21 protein-coding genes are annotated in these 19,804 nt (G+C 37.3%); all 21 read left to right on the top strand.

The window, feature by feature from the left end; translation table 11 throughout:
- Positions 1 to 51: 51 nt before the first annotated feature.
- The 21 genes from GKE48_RS02230 (at position 52) to GKE48_RS02130 (ending at position 19,772) form a co-directional block, all read left to right on the top strand.
- A complete protein-coding gene (locus tag GKE48_RS02230) occupies positions 52 to 1,587 on the top strand; it encodes a YifB family Mg chelatase-like AAA ATPase (protein ID WP_022097365.1) in 1,536 nt (511 codons plus the stop codon).
- 30 nt (positions 1,588 to 1,617) lie between these two features.
- Positions 1,618 to 2,757 carry a DNA-processing protein DprA gene (gene dprA, locus GKE48_RS02225; RefSeq protein ID WP_154300359.1) on the top strand — a complete coding sequence of 380 codons (1,140 nt, stop codon included), beginning with the start codon at positions 1,618 to 1,620 and terminating at the stop codon, positions 2,755 to 2,757.
- Positions 2,758 to 2,772: 15 nt separating this feature from the next.
- The gene (gene topA / locus GKE48_RS02220; RefSeq protein ID WP_118149002.1) at positions 2,773 to 4,848 is read left to right on the top strand and encodes a type I DNA topoisomerase; all 2,076 of its coding nucleotides are present in this window, start codon (positions 2,773 to 2,775) and stop codon (positions 4,846 to 4,848) included.
- A 46-nt stretch (positions 4,849 to 4,894) separates the two neighbouring features.
- On the top strand, positions 4,895 to 5,665 hold the full coding sequence (codY, locus tag GKE48_RS02215) for a GTP-sensing pleiotropic transcriptional regulator CodY (RefSeq protein WP_154300358.1): 771 nt from the start codon (positions 4,895 to 4,897) through the stop codon (positions 5,663 to 5,665).
- 245 nt (positions 5,666 to 5,910) lie between these two features.
- Positions 5,911 to 6,303: a flagellar basal body rod protein FlgB gene (flgB, locus tag GKE48_RS02210; RefSeq protein WP_022097361.1), complete on the top strand. Its 393-nt coding sequence runs from the start codon at positions 5,911 to 5,913 to the stop codon at positions 6,301 to 6,303.
- 38 nt (positions 6,304 to 6,341) lie between these two features.
- Positions 6,342 to 6,842 carry a flagellar basal body rod protein FlgC gene (gene flgC / locus GKE48_RS02205; protein WP_022097360.1) on the top strand — a complete coding sequence of 167 codons (501 nt, stop codon included), beginning with the start codon at positions 6,342 to 6,344 and terminating at the stop codon, positions 6,840 to 6,842.
- Between the two features lie 67 nt (positions 6,843 to 6,909).
- On the top strand, positions 6,910 to 7,248 hold the full coding sequence (locus GKE48_RS02200; protein ID WP_055215395.1) for a flagellar hook-basal body complex protein FliE: 339 nt from the start codon (positions 6,910 to 6,912) through the stop codon (positions 7,246 to 7,248).
- 13 nt (positions 7,249 to 7,261) lie between these two features.
- Positions 7,262 to 8,869, top strand: a complete 1,608-nt coding sequence (locus GKE48_RS02195; protein WP_022097358.1) for a flagellar M-ring protein FliF C-terminal domain-containing protein — start codon at positions 7,262 to 7,264, stop codon at positions 8,867 to 8,869.
- A 61-nt stretch (positions 8,870 to 8,930) separates the two neighbouring features.
- Positions 8,931 to 9,956 (top strand): flagellar motor switch protein FliG, encoded by a 1,026-nt coding sequence (gene fliG, locus GKE48_RS02190; protein ID WP_022097357.1) that lies wholly within the window; start codon positions 8,931 to 8,933, stop codon positions 9,954 to 9,956.
- Entirely contained in the window at positions 9,949 to 10,785 is an 837-nt protein-coding gene (locus GKE48_RS02185) for a FliH/SctL family protein (RefSeq protein ID WP_055215393.1), read from the top strand. The genes fliG and GKE48_RS02185 overlap by 8 nt, the downstream gene beginning before the upstream one ends.
- A gap of 46 nt (positions 10,786 to 10,831) precedes the next feature.
- Positions 10,832 to 12,181, top strand: a complete 1,350-nt coding sequence (gene fliI / locus GKE48_RS02180) for a flagellar protein export ATPase FliI (protein ID WP_022097355.1) — start codon at positions 10,832 to 10,834, stop codon at positions 12,179 to 12,181.
- 11 nt (positions 12,182 to 12,192) lie between these two features.
- The gene (fliJ, locus tag GKE48_RS02175; RefSeq protein ID WP_022097354.1) at positions 12,193 to 12,639 is read left to right on the top strand and encodes a flagellar export protein FliJ; all 447 of its coding nucleotides are present in this window, start codon (positions 12,193 to 12,195) and stop codon (positions 12,637 to 12,639) included.
- A gap of 23 nt (positions 12,640 to 12,662) precedes the next feature.
- Positions 12,663 to 13,421: a MotE family protein gene (locus tag GKE48_RS02170; protein ID WP_022097353.1), complete on the top strand. Its 759-nt coding sequence runs from the start codon at positions 12,663 to 12,665 to the stop codon at positions 13,419 to 13,421.
- A 78-nt stretch (positions 13,422 to 13,499) separates the two neighbouring features.
- A complete protein-coding gene (locus GKE48_RS02165) occupies positions 13,500 to 14,843 on the top strand; it encodes a flagellar hook-length control protein FliK (RefSeq protein ID WP_154300357.1) in 1,344 nt (447 codons plus the stop codon).
- A gap of 25 nt (positions 14,844 to 14,868) precedes the next feature.
- Positions 14,869 to 15,387, top strand: coding sequence for a flagellar hook assembly protein FlgD (locus GKE48_RS02160; protein WP_022097351.1), 519 nt, complete (start codon positions 14,869 to 14,871; stop codon positions 15,385 to 15,387).
- Between the two features lie 5 nt (positions 15,388 to 15,392).
- The gene (locus tag GKE48_RS02155; RefSeq protein ID WP_022097350.1) at positions 15,393 to 15,824 is read left to right on the top strand and encodes a TIGR02530 family flagellar biosynthesis protein; all 432 of its coding nucleotides are present in this window, start codon (positions 15,393 to 15,395) and stop codon (positions 15,822 to 15,824) included.
- Between the two features lie 105 nt (positions 15,825 to 15,929).
- Complete coding sequence (locus GKE48_RS02150; RefSeq protein ID WP_022097349.1) at positions 15,930 to 17,255, top strand: flagellar hook protein FlgE; 1,326 nt, start codon at positions 15,930 to 15,932, stop codon at positions 17,253 to 17,255.
- Positions 17,256 to 17,382: 127 nt separating this feature from the next.
- Complete coding sequence (locus GKE48_RS02145) at positions 17,383 to 17,595, top strand: flagellar FlbD family protein (RefSeq protein WP_022097348.1); 213 nt, start codon at positions 17,383 to 17,385, stop codon at positions 17,593 to 17,595.
- 39 nt (positions 17,596 to 17,634) lie between these two features.
- Positions 17,635 to 18,438 (top strand): motility protein A, encoded by an 804-nt coding sequence (locus GKE48_RS02140; RefSeq protein WP_022097347.1) that lies wholly within the window; start codon positions 17,635 to 17,637, stop codon positions 18,436 to 18,438.
- Entirely contained in the window at positions 18,438 to 19,238 is an 801-nt protein-coding gene (locus tag GKE48_RS02135) for an OmpA/MotB family protein (protein ID WP_022097346.1), read from the top strand. Before GKE48_RS02140 ends, GKE48_RS02135 begins: the two co-directional genes overlap by 1 nt.
- Before the next feature lie 12 nt (positions 19,239 to 19,250).
- Entirely contained in the window at positions 19,251 to 19,772 is a 522-nt protein-coding gene (locus GKE48_RS02130) for a hypothetical protein (RefSeq protein WP_022097345.1), read from the top strand.
- Positions 19,773 to 19,804: the final 32 nt, after the last annotated feature.

Genomic DNA, 19,804 nt, shown 5'->3' with positions numbered 1-19,804 from the left:
AGCTGAACAAATACATATTTAAGTATTGATAGTAAAAGGAGGCGGTATTTATTGTACAGTAGTGTATTGAGTGGGGTATTATATGGATTGAAGGCAGAGATTGTACGGGTTGAGGTTGATGTTGGCAATGGTATTCCAAGTTTTGAGATGAGTGGTTTTCTTAGCAATGAGGTTAAAGAAGCGAGAGAAAGAGTAAGGGTTGCTATCCGTAATTCTGGGTATGAGCTTCCTCCACAGCGCATTGTGGTAAATATATCTCCTGCAGATATCAGAAAATGTGGCACAGGTTTTGATTTGCCGATAGCACTGGCTATATTATCAGCAAATGGTTACATAGATGAAGTTAATGTTGATAATATGATTATACTTGGTGAGTTGAGCCTTGATGGAAGCATTAATGGTGTAAGCGGGGTACTGCCATGTGTATGTGAAGCAAAGAAATCCGGAATAAGTAAGGCACTTATACCAGTGTCTAATTATAATGAAGGCAGAATTGTGGAGAAAGTGAATATCATTCCGACTAACAGTCTGAAAATGGCGGTGCAATATATCAATAATGGTATAATTGAGAACCAGAGACAGGATAATCCAGAACAATGCCGTACAACAGATAAACAAGAAATTAATTATGCAGATATATGTGGACAGGAGGCTGCAAAGAGGGCGACTATGATTGCTGTTGCCGGGATGCATAATATCATGTATATCGGGCCGCCGGGAAGCGGAAAAACTATGATGGCAAAACGTATTCCATCTATCATGCCTGATATGACATTTGATGAAAAATTAGCTGTTACCAATATATATAGTGTTGCAGGACAATTAGGAGAGTATGGCGGGCTGGTTGAAGACAGACCATTCAGGGCACCATATCACAATGTAACTAAGAGTTCATTCTTTGGTGGAGGCATGTTTCCAAGACCAGGAGAGATAACTCTTGCGGGTAAAGGTGTATTATTTCTTGATGAGATGACGGAGTTTAAGCCAGAAATATTAGAAGGATTAAGGCAGCCTCTTGAAGATAAGGATATAACAATTGTCAGAATGGGCAGGACATATACATATCCGGCAGATTTTATGCTTGTTGGAGCGATGAACCCGTGCAAATGCGGTTATTATCCGGATAGGAGCAGATGCAATTGCTCAGAACAGGATATTAAAAGATATATTGGGAAAATAAGTATGCCACTATGGGATAGATTTGATATGTGTATCAAGACAGATGAAATAGGATACGAACAGATAAGGTGCAGCAGTGATAATGGTAATGTGCCAGATTCAGAAAGCATGAAACAAGCTGTAATGCGTGCAAGACTTGCCCAGCTTAAGCGGTTTAATGGGATGAATATAAAGTATAATTCACAGATGAGTACAGGAGATATGAAGAGATTTTGCAGACTTGGAGAAGAGGAAGAAAAATTAATAAAAAGGATATTTGCAAAGAAGCGTCTGACTGCAAGAGGATATTCAAAGATATTGAAGACTGCAAGAACCATCGCAGATATAGATGGTAATGTTAATATAACAACAGCTAACATAAGCGAGGCGTTCTATTATCGTGGAATACCAGAGGTGACAATACATTAAAGAAGCAATACACTAAGCAGGAGGTTTATCTTGAAAGATGATTATTATTGGTTTTGGATTAATAATATTATAGGAATAGCTAACATTAAGCTGAGATATTTATTTAAGGTATTCGATACACCAGAGGATATATATAAAGCATCAGATAAGATGTTTGAAGGTGTCATGGGAATAAAACCTGATGATATATATTCTATAAAGGAATCTAGAAAAAGTGAGTATATATATAGGGAATATTCTGAACTGGATAAGAAGAATATTAAATTCACATATCCGGGTAAATATAATTATCCTGAAAGATTGATGAATATATACGATTATCCTTATATAATTTATTATAAAGGAAGTCTGCCACAGTCGGACGTTCCGTCAGTAGCAATTGTCGGGGCAAGGAACTGTACAGAATATGGGAGGTCAGTAGCAGGAAGATTTGCAGAAGATTTTGCAGACATGGGAATTCAGGTTATAAGTGGAATGGCACTTGGGATAGATGCGGCGGCACAGAAAGGTGCTGTTAGAAAAGGCGGTTATAGTATGGCTGTTCTTGGATGCGGGGTTGATATATGCTATCCTAGAACTAATATCGAATTATACACACAACTTGAGAGCAATGGTGGGATTATTTCAGAATATTCACCGGGGACACCGCCTAAAGCAGGTCTGTTTCCTATGAGAAACAGAATTATTAGTGCAATGTCAGATGCACTTATTGTGGTGGAGGCAAAGCAAAAGAGTGGCTCACTCATAACGGCAGATCAGGCACTTGATCAGAATCGTGATGTTTATGTCGTTCCGGGAAGAATTGGGGATACTCTGTCAGAGGGGTGCCTTAAACTTTTGAAAGAAGGAGCACAGCTGATTACATCATCTAAGGATATATATGCAACAGAATCCGTTAACAGATATATTAATTGTAGCAAAAAAGATGATAATTGTATGAATAGTTTGAATAATAATGGTATATTTGAAGAGAAATTTAAAAAATCAGGACTTGCAAGCCCTAAGAATATGGTGTATAGTCAAATCAATTTGTTTCCAGTAAGTCTGGAGATGATAGTTAATAATTCTGGATTGAATCTTGTAGAGGCGGAGGGGATTCTGCTTGAATTGGAGTTAGATGGACTTATAGAAGAGGTTTCTAAGAATTATTATATAAGGAAGCATATTTGATATGGAGGGCTATTAATGCATAAGTATTTGGTTATAGTGGAGTCACCTGCCAAGGTAAAGACTATCAGTAAATTCCTTGGGGCAAACTACAAGGTAATGGCATCACAGGGACATGTAAGAGATCTTCCTAAAAGCCAGATGGGTGTAGATGTTGAACATGATTATGAACCTAAGTATATAACAATCAGAGGGAAAGGAGATATTCTTGCTGCTTTAAGAAAAGAAGCGAAGAAAGCAGATAAAGTATATCTTGCAACCGATCCCGACCGCGAGGGAGAGGCTATTTCATGGCATCTGGCAGCGGCACTTAAGTTAGAAGACAAGGATATATACAGAATAACATTTAATGAGATTACCAAGAACGCTGTTAAGGCATCGCTTAAGGAAGCAAGAAAGATTGATATGAATCTTGTAGATGCACAGCAGGCAAGAAGAGTTCTTGACAGAGTGGTTGGGTATGGAATCAGTCCACTTTTATGGGCTAAGATTAAGAGAGGACTTAGCGCCGGAAGAGTACAGTCAGTTGCATTAAGAATGATATGTGACAGAGAGAATGAGATTGATGCATTTATTCCAGAAGAATACTGGACTATGGAGGCTTCTCTTAATATAAAGGGAGAAAAGAAACCACTTGTTGCAAAGTTTTATGGGGACAGAAACGGAAAAATTGATATTAAGAATGCAGCACAGATGCAGAAGATTCTTGATGAAGTCAAAAACTCTGGTTTCAGTATAGAAAGTGTTAAGAAAAGTGAGAAGATTAAGAAATCTCCACTTCCGTTTACTACAAGTACACTCCAGCAGGAAGCTGCCAAGACACTTAATATGTCTACAAAGAGAACTATGAACATAGCACAGCAGCTTTATGAAGGTGTTGATATTAAGGGCAGAGGAACAGTAGGTCTTATAACATATTTAAGAACAGATTCTACAAGAGTTGCAGATGAGGCAAAAGTTGCTTCAAAAGATTATATCAGTGAGAATTATGGGGAAAAGTATCTTCCACAAAGTTCTAATGCCAAGAAGGATGATAAGAAGATTCAGGATGCACATGAAGCAATCAGACCAACTGATCTTTCTTTGTCACCGGCATTAGTTAAGGAATCATTGCAGAGAGATCAGTTCAGACTTTATCAGCTTATATGGAAGAGATTTGTTGCGAGTCAGATGGCACCTGCACAGTATGAGACAACTTCTGTAAGAATAGGAGCTGGTGAATATATATTTACAGTATCAGCATCAAAGATTGTTTTTGATGGATTTATGTCTGTATACAAGACTGATGATGATAATGAAGAAACTAATGCACTTGCTAAAGGACTTGACGAGAATTCAGTCCTTACACTTGATGATGTGAATGGTACACAGCATTTTACACAGCCACCTGCACATTTTACAGAGGCATCACTTGTAAAAGCACTCGAAGAACAGGGAATAGGACGTCCAAGTACTTATGCTCCTACAATATCAACAATAATTGCAAGACATTATGTAATTAAAGAAAATAAAAATCTTTATATATCAGAGCTTGGCAATGCTGTTAATAATATTATGATGACAGCTTTTCCTACTATTGTTGATGTTAAGTTTACAGCTAATATGGAGTCTCTTCTTGATGGTGTTGCTGAGGGAACCGTGGAATGGAAGGAAATTATAAGAAACTTCTATCCGGATCTTAAAGTTGCGATTGATGAGGCAGAAAAAGAACTTGAACATGTTAAGATAGAGGATGAGGTTACTGATGTTATATGTGACAAATGTGGCAGAAATATGGTTATTAAGTATGGTCCTCATGGTAAGTTCTTAGGTTGTCCGGGATTTCCCGAGTGTCATAATACCAAGCCTTATCTTGAAAAAATAGGTGTTGCATGTCCAAAATGTGGAAAAGATGTTATATTAAAGAAGACTAAGAAGGGCAGAATGTTTTATGGCTGCGAAGGATATCCAGAGTGCGATTTTGTGTCATGGCAGAAGCCTTCAGATAAGAAATGTCCTAAGTGTGGCGGATACATGATTGAGAAGGGCAGTAAACTTGTATGTGCTGATGAAACCTGCGGATATGTAGAATCAAAGAATGATAAAGAGCAGTAGCTGATATATGTGAATTGCTTTTTAAAAGAAGGATGGGGGATTTACAATGAGTGTTCAGCTTCTCGACAAAACGAGGAAAATTAATAAGCTGCTTCACAATAATCATTCTCACAGAGTGGAATTTAATGATATCTGTGAGGTGCTTTGTGGAATATTAGAGTCGAACATTCTGGTTATAAGCCAGAAGGGTAAGATACTAGGAGCAGCTTCATACAGCGGAATTGACAAAATAGGTGAGCTTATAACAGCTGATACAGGCGGATTTGTTGATAATATGCTTAATGAAAGATTGTTGGGAGTGTTATCAACTAAAGAAAATGTTAATCTGCTTACATTGGGCTTTTCAGGTGGAAGTGAACGTAAGTTTAAGGCTTTAATAGCTCCTGTTGACATAGCTGGGGAAAGACTTGGAACATTATTTATCTATAAATGTGTTGCTGATTATGATATAGATGATATTATTCTATGTGAGTATGGTGCAACAGTTGTAGGATTAGAGATGATGAGTTCTGTTAATAATGAGAATGCAGAAGATGAGAGAAAGAAAAAGATTGTTAAGTCAGCAATAAAGACATTATCGGCATCAGAACTACAGGCCGTCAAAGCGGTATTTGCACATATGGATGGAATGGATGGCATTCTGGTTGCAAGCCGAATAGCGGATGATACAGGAATTACAAGATCTGTAATTGTTAATGCACTTAAGAAGTTTGACAGTGCTGGTGTTATATCAACAAAATCTTCTGGAATGAAAGGAACAAAGATAAAAGTTCTTAATGAAGTTGTATATGATGAATTAAAAAAACTTGAAGATTGAGAGTATACATTGTATAATTGATAGAGCTTAAAGGATTGAGCTTGAGATGATGGGATGGATCCAATGTCTGATTGGGTTCATCTTTTTGTATAAGTATACATATTGATACATGATAATCCAATGAAATGTGGCAAAATATGAAAAAAATCTTGTTTTTTTTATATTATAATTTATAATGTATGTAGTGTTTTTATGTTTTCGTAGTAGGCATATTTTGTGCTTATTGAATAAGAAAGGAAATAAATATGAGTACAGGCGCTTTTGGATATGTTAATTTGTTAAAGTCAGCGGCAGATGCGAGCTGGACAAGAGAGGAAGTTCTTACTAACAATATAGCTAATGTTGATACACCTAATTATAAAAGGCAGGATGTTGAATTTAGTTCGTATCTTGCCAATGCACTCCAGCGTTCAGGAAAGAATTCAGCATCTCTTACACAGAGAGTTAATAATGTTAATTATAATGATCTGGCTATAAGGACTTACACTGATAACAGCACATTATCGTATAGAACTGATGGCAATAATGTAGATCTTTCAACAGAGAATGTTGAACTTGCTTCAGAACAGATTAACTATAATGCTCTTATTGACAGTATGAATAATGAGTTTTCAAGATTTAAGGCAGTGCTTAAATAATATATAATGTGATTGATATATGGAAGGAGAACAGGACTATGTCTATGTTTACGGCATTTAATATTAGCGCATCCGGAATGACAGCTCAGCAGTTAAGAACGGATGTTATATCAGAGAATATAGCTAATGCAGACACAACAAGAACGAGTGATGGAACTCCCTATGTAAGAAAAGCGGTTGTGTTTACCGAAAAGACAATGACTGGTACAGCACTTGGAAAGTCTGCGTATGGTTCATATGGTACAGGAGCATATTCAACATTTTCAGATGCATTAAGACTTGCCAATGGTGGTGTTGTTGGAAGCGGCGTTAAGGTGACATCTGTATATGAGGATACATCAACAGATATGGAAAGGGTATATGATCCTTCACATCCGGATGCTGATGAGAATGGATATGTTACATATCCTAATGTGAATGTGGTTCAGGAGATGACAGATCTTATAGATGCATCACGTTCATATGAAGCTAATATATCAGCATTTAATGCCAGCAAATCTATGGCAAGCAAGGGACTTTCAATAGGTTCTGCTACATAACATATGTGAATAACTGGTTTAATTCATACGATTAATACTATATTTGAACAAAAAGAGGAGATTTAACATGGATCTTACTAGTGCAATAGGAAGCCTTGGCGGTGATTATGTCAATAAGGTTACATCGGCAATGAAAGAGAATGCGTCACTTAGTACATCTAAAAGCAAAAATTCAGATACAACATTTGATGCTATATATGACTCAGTGGCAGGGTTGCTGAACAGTACCAACTCATATGTGCAGAAAGCACAGCAGGCAGAGATAGATTATGCTCTTGGCAATATGACTAATACTCATGAGCTTGGAGTTTATCAGCAGGAGGCTAATATTGCTCTGCAGTATACAGTAGCAATAAGGGATAAGGCATTGGAGGCCTATAACTCTATTATGAATATGTCAATGTAATTAGGGGTTTTATATGGATAAATTAAAACAGATTCCAGCCAGATTTCTTGAAATATGGAAAAGCTGGTCCAGAAATCAGAAGATAATAATTGTGAGTGCTGTAGCTGTATTTATTGCGGCGGTTGTTGTTATTGCAGTTGTGTTATCAAGACCAACATATCAGGAACTTACAAGATGTGAAGATTATAATGAGATGAATACAGTTACTTCACTGCTTACAGATAATGGGTATACATATCAAATTGATAATATGGCAGTTAAGGTAAAGGAACAGGATCTTACTAATGCTAAGATGCTTATTGCTTCTAATGATATTAAACCTTCGGGATATTCATTAGATGATGCTCTTAATAGCAGTCTTACAACAACAGAGTCTGATAAGAATAAGAAGTATGCCAAATATCTTGAAACTAAGTTTGAAAATGATATTACTTCTTTAGACGGAATCAAATCTGCATCTGTTACAGTACATTTGTCAGATGATACGAATTCATTCTATTCTACAAAGAAAGATACAACTGTAGCCGTTACGATTGATACTAATAAGACAGTTGGAGAAGACACAGCGGAAAGTATAGCAGTTCTTCTTGCAACAGCAGTAGGAAGCAGCAATACTAATGGTATTACAATTATTGATACATCAGGAAAGACATTGTTTAATGGAGCTGATAATTCGGGTTCAGTTTCTAATATTGCTTATTCAAGCAAGTTAAAGTATAAGTCACAGATTGAATCAACGGTAGCAGCAAGTGTTAAGAATACAGCACTTTCAACATCACTGTTTAATGATGCAACAGTTGCTATTAATCTTGATCTTGACTGGGATACTGTGAATAAGATTGCTACTGAGTATACAGCACAGGAAGGCAGAGAAGAAGGTCTGTATGATACTTCTTATGAACTTGAATCGAATGGAACAAATGGTGCAGGTGGAACACCAGGAACTACGAGTAATGGAGAAACAGGAACAACCTACGATCTTACAGATGGTACATCAAGTTCATCAACATATACTGTAAAACAGTATCAGTATCTTCCTAACCAGCTTGTTACTACAACTAATAGTGATCCTGGAAAGATAGTATATGGTACTTCTACAATGGCTGTAACGCTTATAAAGAATGTTATTTATAATGAAGAAGATTGTAAGAATCTTGGATATCTTGATAATATGACATGGGATGAATTCAAGGCTCAGAACGCAAATCCTGTTCAGGTTAATGTTGATAATGACTGGATGAATATGTTTTCAAGTGCTACAGGAATCTCAACTAATAACATTACTGTTTTAGCATATAATGTACCTTATTTCTATGATGCACCGAAGACTAGCGTATTAAGCCGTGCTTCATTCTGGATTCAGATTGGACTGGCTGTTGCTATACTTGGTATTCTTGTGTTTATAGTTTTGAGAAGCGCAAGACCACTTACAGTAGAAGAGAAGGAACCGGAACTTTCTGTAGAAGAAATGCTTGCTTCAACTAAAGAAAACCAGCCTTCTGTTGATGATATTGATCTTCAGGAGAAGTCGGAGACGAGAAAAGCTATTGAGAAGTTTGTTGATGAGAATCCTGAAGCAGTTGCATTACTGCTTAGAAACTGGCTTAATGATGACTGGTGATTATTATGATGGATAGGACCTGAAAGGTCAATTGATTACATATGATTGGAGATGGAAACATATGCCAAAGACATCAGCTAATGCTGAAAGAGGAATGGATGGTGTAGAAAAGGCTGCTATATTGCTTATTGCACTTGGACCAGAGAAATCAGCACAGATTTTTAAACATTTGAAAGAAGAAGAAATAGAACAGCTGACACTTGAGATTGCAAACACAAGCAGTGTCTCACCTCAGACAAAAGAACAGGTGCTTAATGAGTTCTATGAGGTATGTCTTGCACAGCAGTATATTGCTGAGGGTGGTATCACATATGCCAAAGAGCTTCTTGAAAAAGCACTTGGAGAAGATAAGGCAAGAGATGTTATTGGAAAGCTTACAGCGAGTCTGCAGGTTCGTCCATTTGAGTTTATCAGAAAAACAGATTCTACACAGCTTCTTAACTTTATACAGGATGAGCATCCTCAGACTATAGCCCTGATTCTTTCATATCTTCCTGCAGCACAGGCTTCGAGTGTTGTTTCAGCACTGCCACCTGAAAAACAGGCGGATGTAGCCAAGAGAATTGCCATGATGGACAGAACATCGCCTGATGTTATCAAGCAGGTTGAGAAGGTACTTGAAAGGAAGCTTGCCTCACTTGTTAATCAGGATTACACAATTGTTGGTGGTGTTGATGCCATTGTTGAGATTCTTAATTCTGTTGACAGAGGAACAGAGAAGCATATTATGGAAACTCTTGAGGTTGAAGAGCCAGAGCTTGCTGATGAAATCCGTAAGAAGATGTTCGTATTTGAAGATATTCTTTCTCTTGATAACAGAGCTATTCAGAGAGTACTCAGGGATGTTGATAATCATGATCTTGCTCTTGCACTTAAGGGGGCTACAGAGGAAGTTCAGAATGTTATTCTTAATAACCTTTCAACACGTCTTGCTTCTATGATTAAGGAAGATATGGAATATATGGGACCTGTACGTATGAAAGATGTTGAAGATGCTCAGCAGAAGATTGTTAATATTATCAGAAAGCTTGAAGATTCAGCAGAGATTGTAATATCACGTGGTGGAGGTGACGAGATAATTGTCTAATCTGTTAAAACGTGTATACACGGTGAATAAGGACGAAAGAGTAATTGATTATAATGATCTGATTAAGAAAAAGCTAGAGGCAATCATGGAGTCTAAACATGCAGCAGTTGATACAGATGGATTTGTTAGCGGACTCAATGCGGACGTTGTTGAAGAACTTATATCAGATGATAGTTCGGAAGAACTAATACAGGATAGCGGAGCTGATTCTGACCAGTCTGCGGCTGCATTGGAAAATGCTAATGCTGAAGCAGCAAGAATTATAGAAGATGCCAGACTTCAGGCTGAACAGATTGTTTCAGAAGCAAATAGAAATGCTGATACTGCATTTGAAGAAGCCAAACAGAATGGCTATTATGAAGGCTGTTCTAAGGCAGATGCGGAAATTGAAAAGAAGCAGCAGGAGCTTGAGACGGAGTACAATAAGAAAAAATCAGAACTTGAAAATGAATATAACGAGCTAAAGGACTCTATAGAACCTGAACTTGTGGAAGTTATTACAGATGTATTCAGAAAAGTCACAGGTGTTGTAACGGAGGATAATCATGATATTATCCTGCATCTCATTAACGATGTCATGCATAACGCAGATGCAAGCAGAGATTTTGTTATAAAAGTATCGCCTGATGATTATAGTTTTCTTATTAATAATCAGGGCAAGATATATTGTGCAATGTCAAGAGAGGTCAATATAGATATTGTGGAAGATGTTACGCTTGAACGGAATCAGTGCATGATAGAGACGAATACAGGTATATTTAACTGTAGCCTTGATATTGAACTTAATAAGCTTATTAATAATATTAAACTTTTAAGCTGCACAGGCTGATGTTACAAGTATGATCAGAACTAATTGTATTGTTAAGGAGGATGATATGTCATCAATTAATAAAAACAAATATTTATCGCTGACAGAAAAATCCTTCTATAAGAAACTTGGGAAAGTGACTAAGATTGTTGGTCTTACTATTGAATCGGTAGGACCGGATGCCAAGCTTAATGATTTGTGCAGAATTTATTCTGCGGATAACAGTCAGGAATTATATGCAGAGGTAGTTGGATTTAATGATTCAAATGTGCTTCTTATGCCATATGATGTTGTGGATGGGATAGGTCCGGGAAGTGTTGTTGAGAATATGGAACGACCTTTGTCGGTAAAGGTTGGTGATGGCATACTAGGACATACACTTGATGGACTTGGGAATCCTACGGATGGTTCTGAATTAGAATATACAGATGAATATCCGGTTGAGGCAGCACCGCCAGATCCTATGGACAGGGAGATAATAAGCAAGGTGCTTCCTCTTGGCGTAAAGGCTGTAGACGGATTACTTACTGTTGGCAAGGGACAGCGAATAGGCATATTTGCCGGAAGTGGCGTAGGAAAAAGTACACTTCTTGGTATGTTTGCAAGAAATACTAAAGCCGATATTAATGTTATTGCTCTTATAGGAGAGCGAGGCAGGGAAGTAAGAGAATTCGTTGAGCGGGATTTAGGCCCGGAAGGTATGGCACGAAGTGTCCTTGTTGTTGCAACATCGGATAAGCCTGCTCTCATACGAAATAAGGCTGCGAAGACTGCAACAGCAATAGCAGAATATTTCAGGGATCAGGGCAAGGATGTGCTTCTTATGATGGATTCACTCACACGTTTTTCTATGGCACAGCGGGAGATTGGACTTGCGTCAGGTGAACCGCCAGTGACAAGAGGCTATCCACCGAGTGTATACAGTGAAATGCCAAAGCTTCTTGAGAGGGCGGGGATGTCGGACAAAGGTTCTATTACAGGGTTGTATACTGTTTTGGTTGATGGTGATGATTTTAATGAACCTATAACAGATACTGCACGAAGTATTCTTGATGGACATATTGTGTTGTCAAGAAAGTTAGGACAGAAAAATCATTATCCTGCAATTGATGTTTTACAGAGCATATCAAGATGTATGAGTCAGATTGTAGACAAGAAGCATAAACAGATGGCTGGCAGAATGAAAAATGTAATGGCGACTTATAATGAAGCAGAAGATCTTATTAATATTGGTGCGTATAAGAGCGGCTCTAACCGTAATATTGATTATGCTATATATAAGATTGATGCAGTTAATAAGTTCCTTATGCAGCAGACGGATGAAAAGTTTGATTTTGAAGATGAAGTCACACAACTGTCAGATATATTTGCGGATTATGAAGCATTTGAAAATGGCTCACTTCAGTTAAAGAAATAGTGGAGGCATGAATGGCAAAATTTTTATACAGCATGCAGAATGTTCTTGATATTAAAGAACGCCTGGAAACACAGGCTAAAACTGAATATGCTGAGATGAATAACAGGCTTTTCATTGAAGAGGAAACTATGAAAAGACTCGGAAAAAGGCTTGATTCATATGAAAATCTTGCGAGAAGCTCTGCATCAGAAAGACTTGATATTATGGAAATGCGCAGATGTAATGAGGCAATTGATATTATCAAGAACCAGATGACACAGCAGGCGGTCAGAATAAGGATTGCACAGCGCAATGTTGATAATGCAATGAAGAAACTGACTGAGGCAGTGCAGGACAGGAAAATTCATGAAAAACTGAAAGAGAAAGCATTTGAACAGTTTAAACTTGATATTAATGCTCAGGAAATGAAAGAGATAGATGAAACGGTGAGCTTTAAATATAATAACAAAGATGAGTAATTGTTTTTGGGAGAAAGATTGATATGGCTAAGAAAAAAGATGTTAATATTGATGAACTTGATGATGAATCAGGAAAGAGTGGAAAGCTGGTAAGCATACTGGTTGCAATGCTTATTATTGTAATATGGCTTGTTATATTTGCACTTCTTATTAAGATGAATGTCGGCGGTATTGGAAGTAGTTTACGGCCATATCTTAAAAATGTTCCGGTAGTGAATAAGATTCTTCCAGCAGCTACAGATGAAGAAATTCAGGAAGAAACAGGGGGAAAGTACAAGAGCCTTTCTGAAGCAGTTGACAGAATTAAAGAACTTGAAGCACAGCTTGATGAGAACAATAATAATGGGAATGCATCAGCCCAGACAATTGCTGAGCTTCAGGCTGAGATTGCCAGACTCAAAGTGTTTGAAGAGAATGCACAGCATTATCAGGAACTTAAAGATAAGTTCGATACAGATGTTGTATATACAGATAATGCTCCAGATATAAGTGAATACAAATCGTGGTATGAAAGTATTGATTCAGAAAATGCAGCAAAGCTTTACGAACAGGTTGTAAAGGATTTACAGTACTCACAGCAGGTTAAGGACTGGGCAGAAACATATTCTAAGATGGATGCGAAAAATGCGGCAGCTATTCTTGAAGAGATGACTGGAGATACAGATCTTGTTTCTGATATACTTCTTTGCATGACGTCTAAACAGAGAGCAGCAATTCTTGCAGAGATGGATCCTGTATATGCTGCAAAACTTACAGTTATTATGTATCCAGCTAAAGGTTAAGTCTGTAGCACAGACTACCGATATATAATATGGATTAGGTCTATCCTGATTCTAATATGAAGAAAGGAGGAGGATAATATGGTAAGTTCAGCTGTTACAGGAATGGTTCAGCCGGTTACTAAGGTGGCAGGAAGTGTTGGAAGCCAGTCTGGTCAGGATAATTCCGGGAATGTTGATTTTGCAAGGATAATGAATAGTTCTGTAAGAAACGATGTGACTGGGAATTCATCAAAGCAGACTAATACATATTTAGCAGCTCCATCAGATTCACTTGTAAGCATGGGTGCTAATAACTCTAACAAGAATGCAGATATTGTTACCACTAATTCAACTGTAAAAAATGTAAAAACAGATAATGCGGTTAAAGAAAACAGTAACAAAATGACTCAGGATGTGCAGAATGCAGTGTCGGACATTAAAGAAAAGATTAAGAAAACAATGAATGTATCTGATGAAGATATAGAGAGTGCTATGGAGCAGCTTGGAATTATAGCAGAGGATTTGCTTGACATGCAGAAGCTTACGGATCTTGTAGTTGCTCTTAGCGGAAACACTGATTCACTTGAGTTTTTGACAGATGCAGATTCAGTATCTATGCTCAATGATATACTGGAATATGCAAAGTCTGTGACAGATAATCTGGAAGATGTGTATAATATGGACATTGATTCAATTAAAGAAATGCTTGTTTCTGCGAAGGATGATGTTAAACAGTCTGTTAAACAGTCTGTGGTAAAAGAAGATGCACAGCCAGAAGAACGGCCGGAAGCAACATCACAGTATGAGTTAAGCAATGTAATTGCACAGAAGACTAAAGTACAGGCTGATAATGACAATAATGCGGATGATAAGCAGCAGACTCATATGTCTGATAAAGCATCTGTGGAAAATGAAAACTTTACCGGGAATATGGCACAGAATATCCAGAATGCTTTCAGCGAGATTATTGATGAAGTTTCTAATGTTAATGAAGCTGATATTGTAAGACAGGTTGTAGAACAGATTAAGGTTACAACAGGACAGCAGCTTTCAAGTATTGAAATTATGCTTAATCCTGAGAATCTTGGAAAAGTACATATAGCTGTCACAGCAAGACAGGGAGTAATTACAGCACAGCTTACAGCACAGAATGAACAGGTAAAAGCTGCTCTTGAAAATCAGATGACAGCTTTGAAAGAACATTTTAACAATCAGGGTGTGAAGGTTGAATCTGTAGAGATTACTGTACAGAGTCATGGCTTTGAATCACAGCAGAATCTCGAAGGTAATAATTCAGAACAGGCTGGTCAGGAAAAGAAGACTCATAGAAAGCTTGACCTTAGCAGTCTTGAAGAACTGGAAGAATCTGATATGACTGATGAAGAAATCAGGGCAAAAGATGCTATTGTTAATGGCGACAGTAGTGTTGAATATTCAGCATAGAATAAGATGAGAAAGGAGATAATATATGGCTAGTACGATAGGTGCATGGTCTTATGTGAAGAATGATGGTTCATTAAGTACAAAGGACGATGTTAACAGCAACTTAAGTTCAACAGGAAAGAATAAGAGTACTACTAATAAGACAACGCTTGATGTTGAACAGTTTTTACAGCTTATGGTAGCTGAGATGCAGAACCAGGATCCGCTAGAACCTACAGATAATTCGGATTATATGGCACAGCTTGCTACATTTACACAGGTTGAAGCTACTAAAGAAATGAATGATAATACATTACAGGATATGGCATCTAACCTTGTTGGTAAGCAGGTTATAATGACTACAACACAGAACAGCAATGGTTATATAGGCGGAACTGTTGATTATTGGGAAACAATAAATGGAACTGTTTATCTTGGAATTGGTGGAAAGCTTTATGATATTGCAGATCTTGATACTGTAATGGATAAGGACTATTTTGACAAATGGAAAGGAAATGGTTCTACAACAGATACTAAGACAGAGGATACAAAACCTGGGGAGTGACCGTTATGATGAATAATATGATAGGTAATAATATTGCTTCTATCGAAAAGATGACGGACATTATAGGAAAGAAGAATTCTGATAATGTTGATAAAATGTATAATGGCAAAACATTTGCTGATATATATAATCAGAAGCGTTCGATTGAAGAGGTTATTTCCGACAGCGATATTAAATCGTCAAAAGGGTTGAAGTTCTCTAAACATGCTGGTGAAAGGCTTGAACAGAGAGATATCCGGTTATCAGACGAACAGATGACAAGGCTTGAGGAAGGAACCGAAAAAGCAATTTTGAAAGGAATCAAAGAATCGCTCGTTATAGTTGATGATCTGTCTTTTATAGTTAATACAAGAAACAGAACAGTGATTACGGCGATGGATCAGAATAACAATGAAGACAATATCTATACTAATATTGATGGAGCAGTAATTATTTAGCTGGACCGCAAGGAGGCGAATGTCCCTGAATGCCAGAAGGGACGATGCTTTATTGATGAATGCATCAGATATATGTCTTTACATATTTATGGAGGAACAAATATTATGATGAGATCAATGTATTCTGCTGTGTCAGGTCTTAAGGCACATCAGACAAGAATGGACGTTATTGGTAATAATATTGCCAATGTTAATACTGTGGCATATAAGTCACAGTCTATGACTTTTTCAGAAGTTTTTTATCAGACAACTCAGATTGCGTCAGGACCTAATGCAGAAACAGGAAAGGGAGGAACTAATGCTATGCAGATTGGTCTTGGATCATCTGTTGGTTCTATCTCCACAGCAATTTCTTCAGAAGGTGGTTCTGAGAGAACGGATAATGCATTTGACTTAAAGATTGGTGGAAGTTCTTTCTTTATAGTTAACAGTGCGGGTAATACATTCTTCACAAGAGCTGGTAATTTTAAGGTTGATGAGTCAGGTGCTCTTGTAACAACAGGTGGCGCTAATGTAATGGGCTGGCAGGTTGATGAATCTGGTAATGCAAAAAGAGACCTTGTATCAAAGCTGTATGTTAACAGTCCGGATGTTGCATATACTTCACCAGAAAGAACTTCATCTGTTACGGTAACAGGTAACCTTAATGCAGGTTCTAAGGATACAAGTACTACAACTATTAATTTTTATGACAGCCTTGGTAATTCTTATCAGGCAACAGTTAATCTTGTGTATGCAGGCGTTCAGGGAGATAATACACAGTATACAATTGAGCCTGTTTCGGTTTCAAAGAATGGTAAGCCGACAGACCTTACATTTACTGCGTCAGCACCATTATCATTTAATACACTTACAGGTCTTGCCGATGCATCAAATTCAGATATTAAGCTTACATTTTCTAATAACGGGACTGCATCAGATGCTATTGAAGGCGTTGATTTGAGAGTTATCGGTGAAAGTGAGACAAGTCCTGTACTTACGATGGATGCATCTGGAATTACAATGTTTTCAGAAAAGACTAATCTTAATTCAGAGCTTGGCATTAATGGACTTGGAAAAGGCAAGGCAGTAGGTAAGATGACATCGGTTGGTGTTGATTCATCAGGATATATTGTGGCAAGCTATAGCAATGGTGTTACTAAGAATATTGGACAGATAGCAGTTGCTTCTTTCTCCAACCCTGAAGGTCTTCAGAAAGAAGGCGATAATCTTTATTCAGCAACACTTAATTCTGGAACTTTTGATGGAATTGGTCAGGATGTTACAGAAGGTGATGGAAGTATTTCATCAGGAGTACTTGAGATGTCTAATGTGGATCTCTCTTCAGAATTTACGAATCTGATTACAACTCAGAGAGGATATCAGGCTAATTCGAGAATTATTACTGTATCAGATACATTACTTGAAGAACTTATTAATCTTAAGAGATAATTGACATGAAAAGATATTTATGGCGAATTATTACAAGTATTCCTTGCAATAATTCGCCATAAGTGTTTTAATATATATAGTTGATTTTAATAGAGGTACTATACCTTATGTGGTATCGGGAGGAATTATGATTGATGTAACACGGTTTAATGGAAAAAGCTTTGTGCTTAACGCAGAACTGATTGAAGTTATGGAGGAAACACCTGATACTGTTATAACCCTGACAACAGGACATAAATACGTTGTCAAGGAAAGCGTAGAAGAGGTATATAGCAAGGTTATTACTTATAAGAGAAATATAATTGGTAATCTGTATGCGTCTGGTACAGATACTAAGTGATAATATATATAGAATACTAGAGACTTGGAAGGGGCAATTATGGATTTAGCTACACTGTTGGGAATTATTATTGGGTTTGTCATGGTCGTTATCGGAATTATAACAAGTACGACTAATCCTACACTAAAGGGAATTATGGACACATTTGTTGACATACCGTCAATCGCCGTTACTATTGGTGGTTCAATGGCTGGTATGCTCACATCTTATACATTTAAGACATTCTTAGGACATCTTAAGGGATTTGGCATTGCTATGAAAGATCCTAAGCTTGATAATGGACAGGTTATTTCTAAGATTATTGAGCTTTCTAACACAGCCAGAAAAGAAGGCCTTCTTGCACTTGAAGAAGTGGCACAGGGACTTGATGATGAGTTTATGAAGAAGGGTATTCTTCTCATTGTTGATGGTACTGAGCCGGAGCTTGTGAGAGGCATTCTTGAAACAGAACTGGTTAATCTTGATACAAGACATAAGAGTACAATTGGCTTTTTTGATAATTGGGCAGCTCTTGCTCCTGCATGGGGAATGATTGGTACTCTTCTCGGACTTGTTAATATGTTAAAGAACTTATCTGATACAGCATCTATCGGACCTAATATGGCTGTAGCACTTCTTACTACACTTTATGGTTCTTTGATTGCTAACTGGATATGTGTTCCTATATCTAATAAGCTCAAGCTTCAGAATAATGATGAATATCAGCTTAGAGAGATTATTATTGAAGGTCTTCTTTCTATTCAGGCAGGAGAGAACCCAAGAGTTATTGAAGAAAAGCTTAAGTCTTTCCTTTCACCATCTGCCAGAACAGCATTATCTGAACAAGGAGGAGGTGAAGGCTGATGGCTAAACAGCGTACAGAGAATGTACCACCAGCGGCACTTTGGAAAGATACGTTTTCAGATCTTATGAATCTTCTGCTGTGCTTTTTCGTTTTGATGTTTGCTATGTCTAATATTGATTCTCAGAAGTTTGAAGAGATTGCAGCTTCACTTTCATCAAGCTTTAGTGTACTTCCTCAAGGCGGTTCTGCACTGTCAAAGGAAGGAATTCTTGTAAGCAGTGGGGCGAGTCAGCTGAATGAATTGAGCAATTACTATAACAATATGGGCCTTAACAATGATGGCGATATGTCACAGGATGTACAGAATGCTTATGAAGAGATTGAAAAAGAAGGTCTTGAGCAGTCTGAAAATATGGCTGAGGAGATTGTTGATAAACTTACAGCCAGTGGAGTTGCAGATTATGTTGATGTTACTGCTTATAGTAAATATGTAATGCTTAATGTAAGTGGTGGAATTCTGTTTAATTCGGGAAAGTCGGAGCTTACATCAGAGGCACGCAGTCTTCTTGACAAGGTTGCTGATGCACTTATTGAATATGATGATAATGTTATTACCATAGAAGGTCACACTGATAGTGTTCCTATCAATACATCACTGTTTCCTAATAATATGATGCTTTCTCTTTACAGGGCATACAGTGTGTTTGATTTCTTTGTGTCTGAGAAAGGCTTTTCAGATCAGACAATGAGTTCATCCGGAAGAGGAGATGCAGTGCCTATTGCAACTAATGATACTCCAGAAGGAAGAGCTCAGAACAGAAGAGTTGAGATTAAGGTGTATAATTCAATTAACAGCTAAGGAGGATTACTCATGAAAAAGAGTATGCTTAATGTGATTATTTTGGCACTTGTACTTGTGAATCTGGTACTTACAGTGATTCTTACATTTTCACTTGTATCAACAAATAAGAAGACAAATTCTCTTATTAATAAAGTGGCACAGATTATTGACCTGGATGTTGCAGGCGGAGTTTCTAATAATAATTCATCTACAGGTTCAGGAATTGAAAATGTAAGTTATATTGATATTAAGAACAATGACAGCACGGATATAATTGTTTCATATGTTGATAATGGAAAAACAAGATATGCCGTACTTTCAGTATCTGTCGGACTTAATTCAAAAGCTAAGGATTATAGTACTGTATCGACTTCAGTTGATAATGGGATGAAGGTCCTTGTTAATAAGATAACCAATGAAGCTAATAAGTATACTTACAGCACAATAAGTGCTAATAAATCAACCATGGAAACAGACCTTTTAAAGGAATTCCAGGAATTATTCAAGACTGAGACGATACAAAGTGTACTGATTAATATTGTTGTCCAGTAAACATTAAAGAATATGATAAGGAGGTGAGGAAG

It is taken from the genome of Lachnospira eligens (assembly GCF_009680455.1).
Taxonomy (GTDB): domain Bacteria; phylum Bacillota; class Clostridia; order Lachnospirales; family Lachnospiraceae; genus Lachnospira; species Lachnospira eligens_A.
Note: the sequence above shows the minus strand (reverse complement) of the source record. Positions and strands in the feature narration are given on the sequence as shown.

What these genes read in the sequence shown, in the direction of transcription:
- fliI (WP_022097355.1), top strand. Translation starts at nt 10,832, where the DNA reads ATGTCATCAATTAATAAAAACAAATATTTATCGCTGACAGAAAAATCC.
- GKE48_RS02195 (WP_022097358.1), top strand. Translation starts at nt 7,262, where the DNA reads ATGGATAAATTAAAACAGATTCCAGCCAGATTTCTTGAAATATGGAAA.
- GKE48_RS02150 (WP_022097349.1), top strand. Translation starts at nt 15,930, where the DNA reads ATGATGAGATCAATGTATTCTGCTGTGTCAGGTCTTAAGGCACATCAG.
- GKE48_RS02140 (WP_022097347.1), top strand. Translation starts at nt 17,635, where the DNA reads ATGGATTTAGCTACACTGTTGGGAATTATTATTGGGTTTGTCATGGTC.
- flgB (WP_022097361.1), top strand. Translation starts at nt 5,911, where the DNA reads ATGAGTACAGGCGCTTTTGGATATGTTAATTTGTTAAAGTCAGCGGCA.
- fliJ (WP_022097354.1), top strand. Translation starts at nt 12,193, where the DNA reads ATGGCAAAATTTTTATACAGCATGCAGAATGTTCTTGATATTAAAGAA.
- topA (WP_118149002.1), top strand. Translation starts at nt 2,773, where the DNA reads ATGCATAAGTATTTGGTTATAGTGGAGTCACCTGCCAAGGTAAAGACT.
- GKE48_RS02135 (WP_022097346.1), top strand. Translation starts at nt 18,438, where the DNA reads ATGGCTAAACAGCGTACAGAGAATGTACCACCAGCGGCACTTTGGAAA.
- GKE48_RS02155 (WP_022097350.1), top strand. Translation starts at nt 15,393, where the DNA reads ATGATGAATAATATGATAGGTAATAATATTGCTTCTATCGAAAAGATG.
- GKE48_RS02200 (WP_055215395.1), top strand. Translation starts at nt 6,910, where the DNA reads ATGGATCTTACTAGTGCAATAGGAAGCCTTGGCGGTGATTATGTCAAT.
- flgC (WP_022097360.1), top strand. Translation starts at nt 6,342, where the DNA reads ATGTCTATGTTTACGGCATTTAATATTAGCGCATCCGGAATGACAGCT.
- codY (WP_154300358.1), top strand. Translation starts at nt 4,895, where the DNA reads ATGAGTGTTCAGCTTCTCGACAAAACGAGGAAAATTAATAAGCTGCTT.
- GKE48_RS02165 (WP_154300357.1), top strand. Translation starts at nt 13,500, where the DNA reads ATGGTAAGTTCAGCTGTTACAGGAATGGTTCAGCCGGTTACTAAGGTG.
- fliG (WP_022097357.1), top strand. Translation starts at nt 8,931, where the DNA reads ATGCCAAAGACATCAGCTAATGCTGAAAGAGGAATGGATGGTGTAGAA.
- GKE48_RS02160 (WP_022097351.1), top strand. Translation starts at nt 14,869, where the DNA reads ATGGCTAGTACGATAGGTGCATGGTCTTATGTGAAGAATGATGGTTCA.
- GKE48_RS02145 (WP_022097348.1), top strand. Translation starts at nt 17,383, where the DNA reads ATGATTGATGTAACACGGTTTAATGGAAAAAGCTTTGTGCTTAACGCA.
- GKE48_RS02170 (WP_022097353.1), top strand. Translation starts at nt 12,663, where the DNA reads ATGGCTAAGAAAAAAGATGTTAATATTGATGAACTTGATGATGAATCA.
- GKE48_RS02130 (WP_022097345.1), top strand. Translation starts at nt 19,251, where the DNA reads ATGAAAAAGAGTATGCTTAATGTGATTATTTTGGCACTTGTACTTGTG.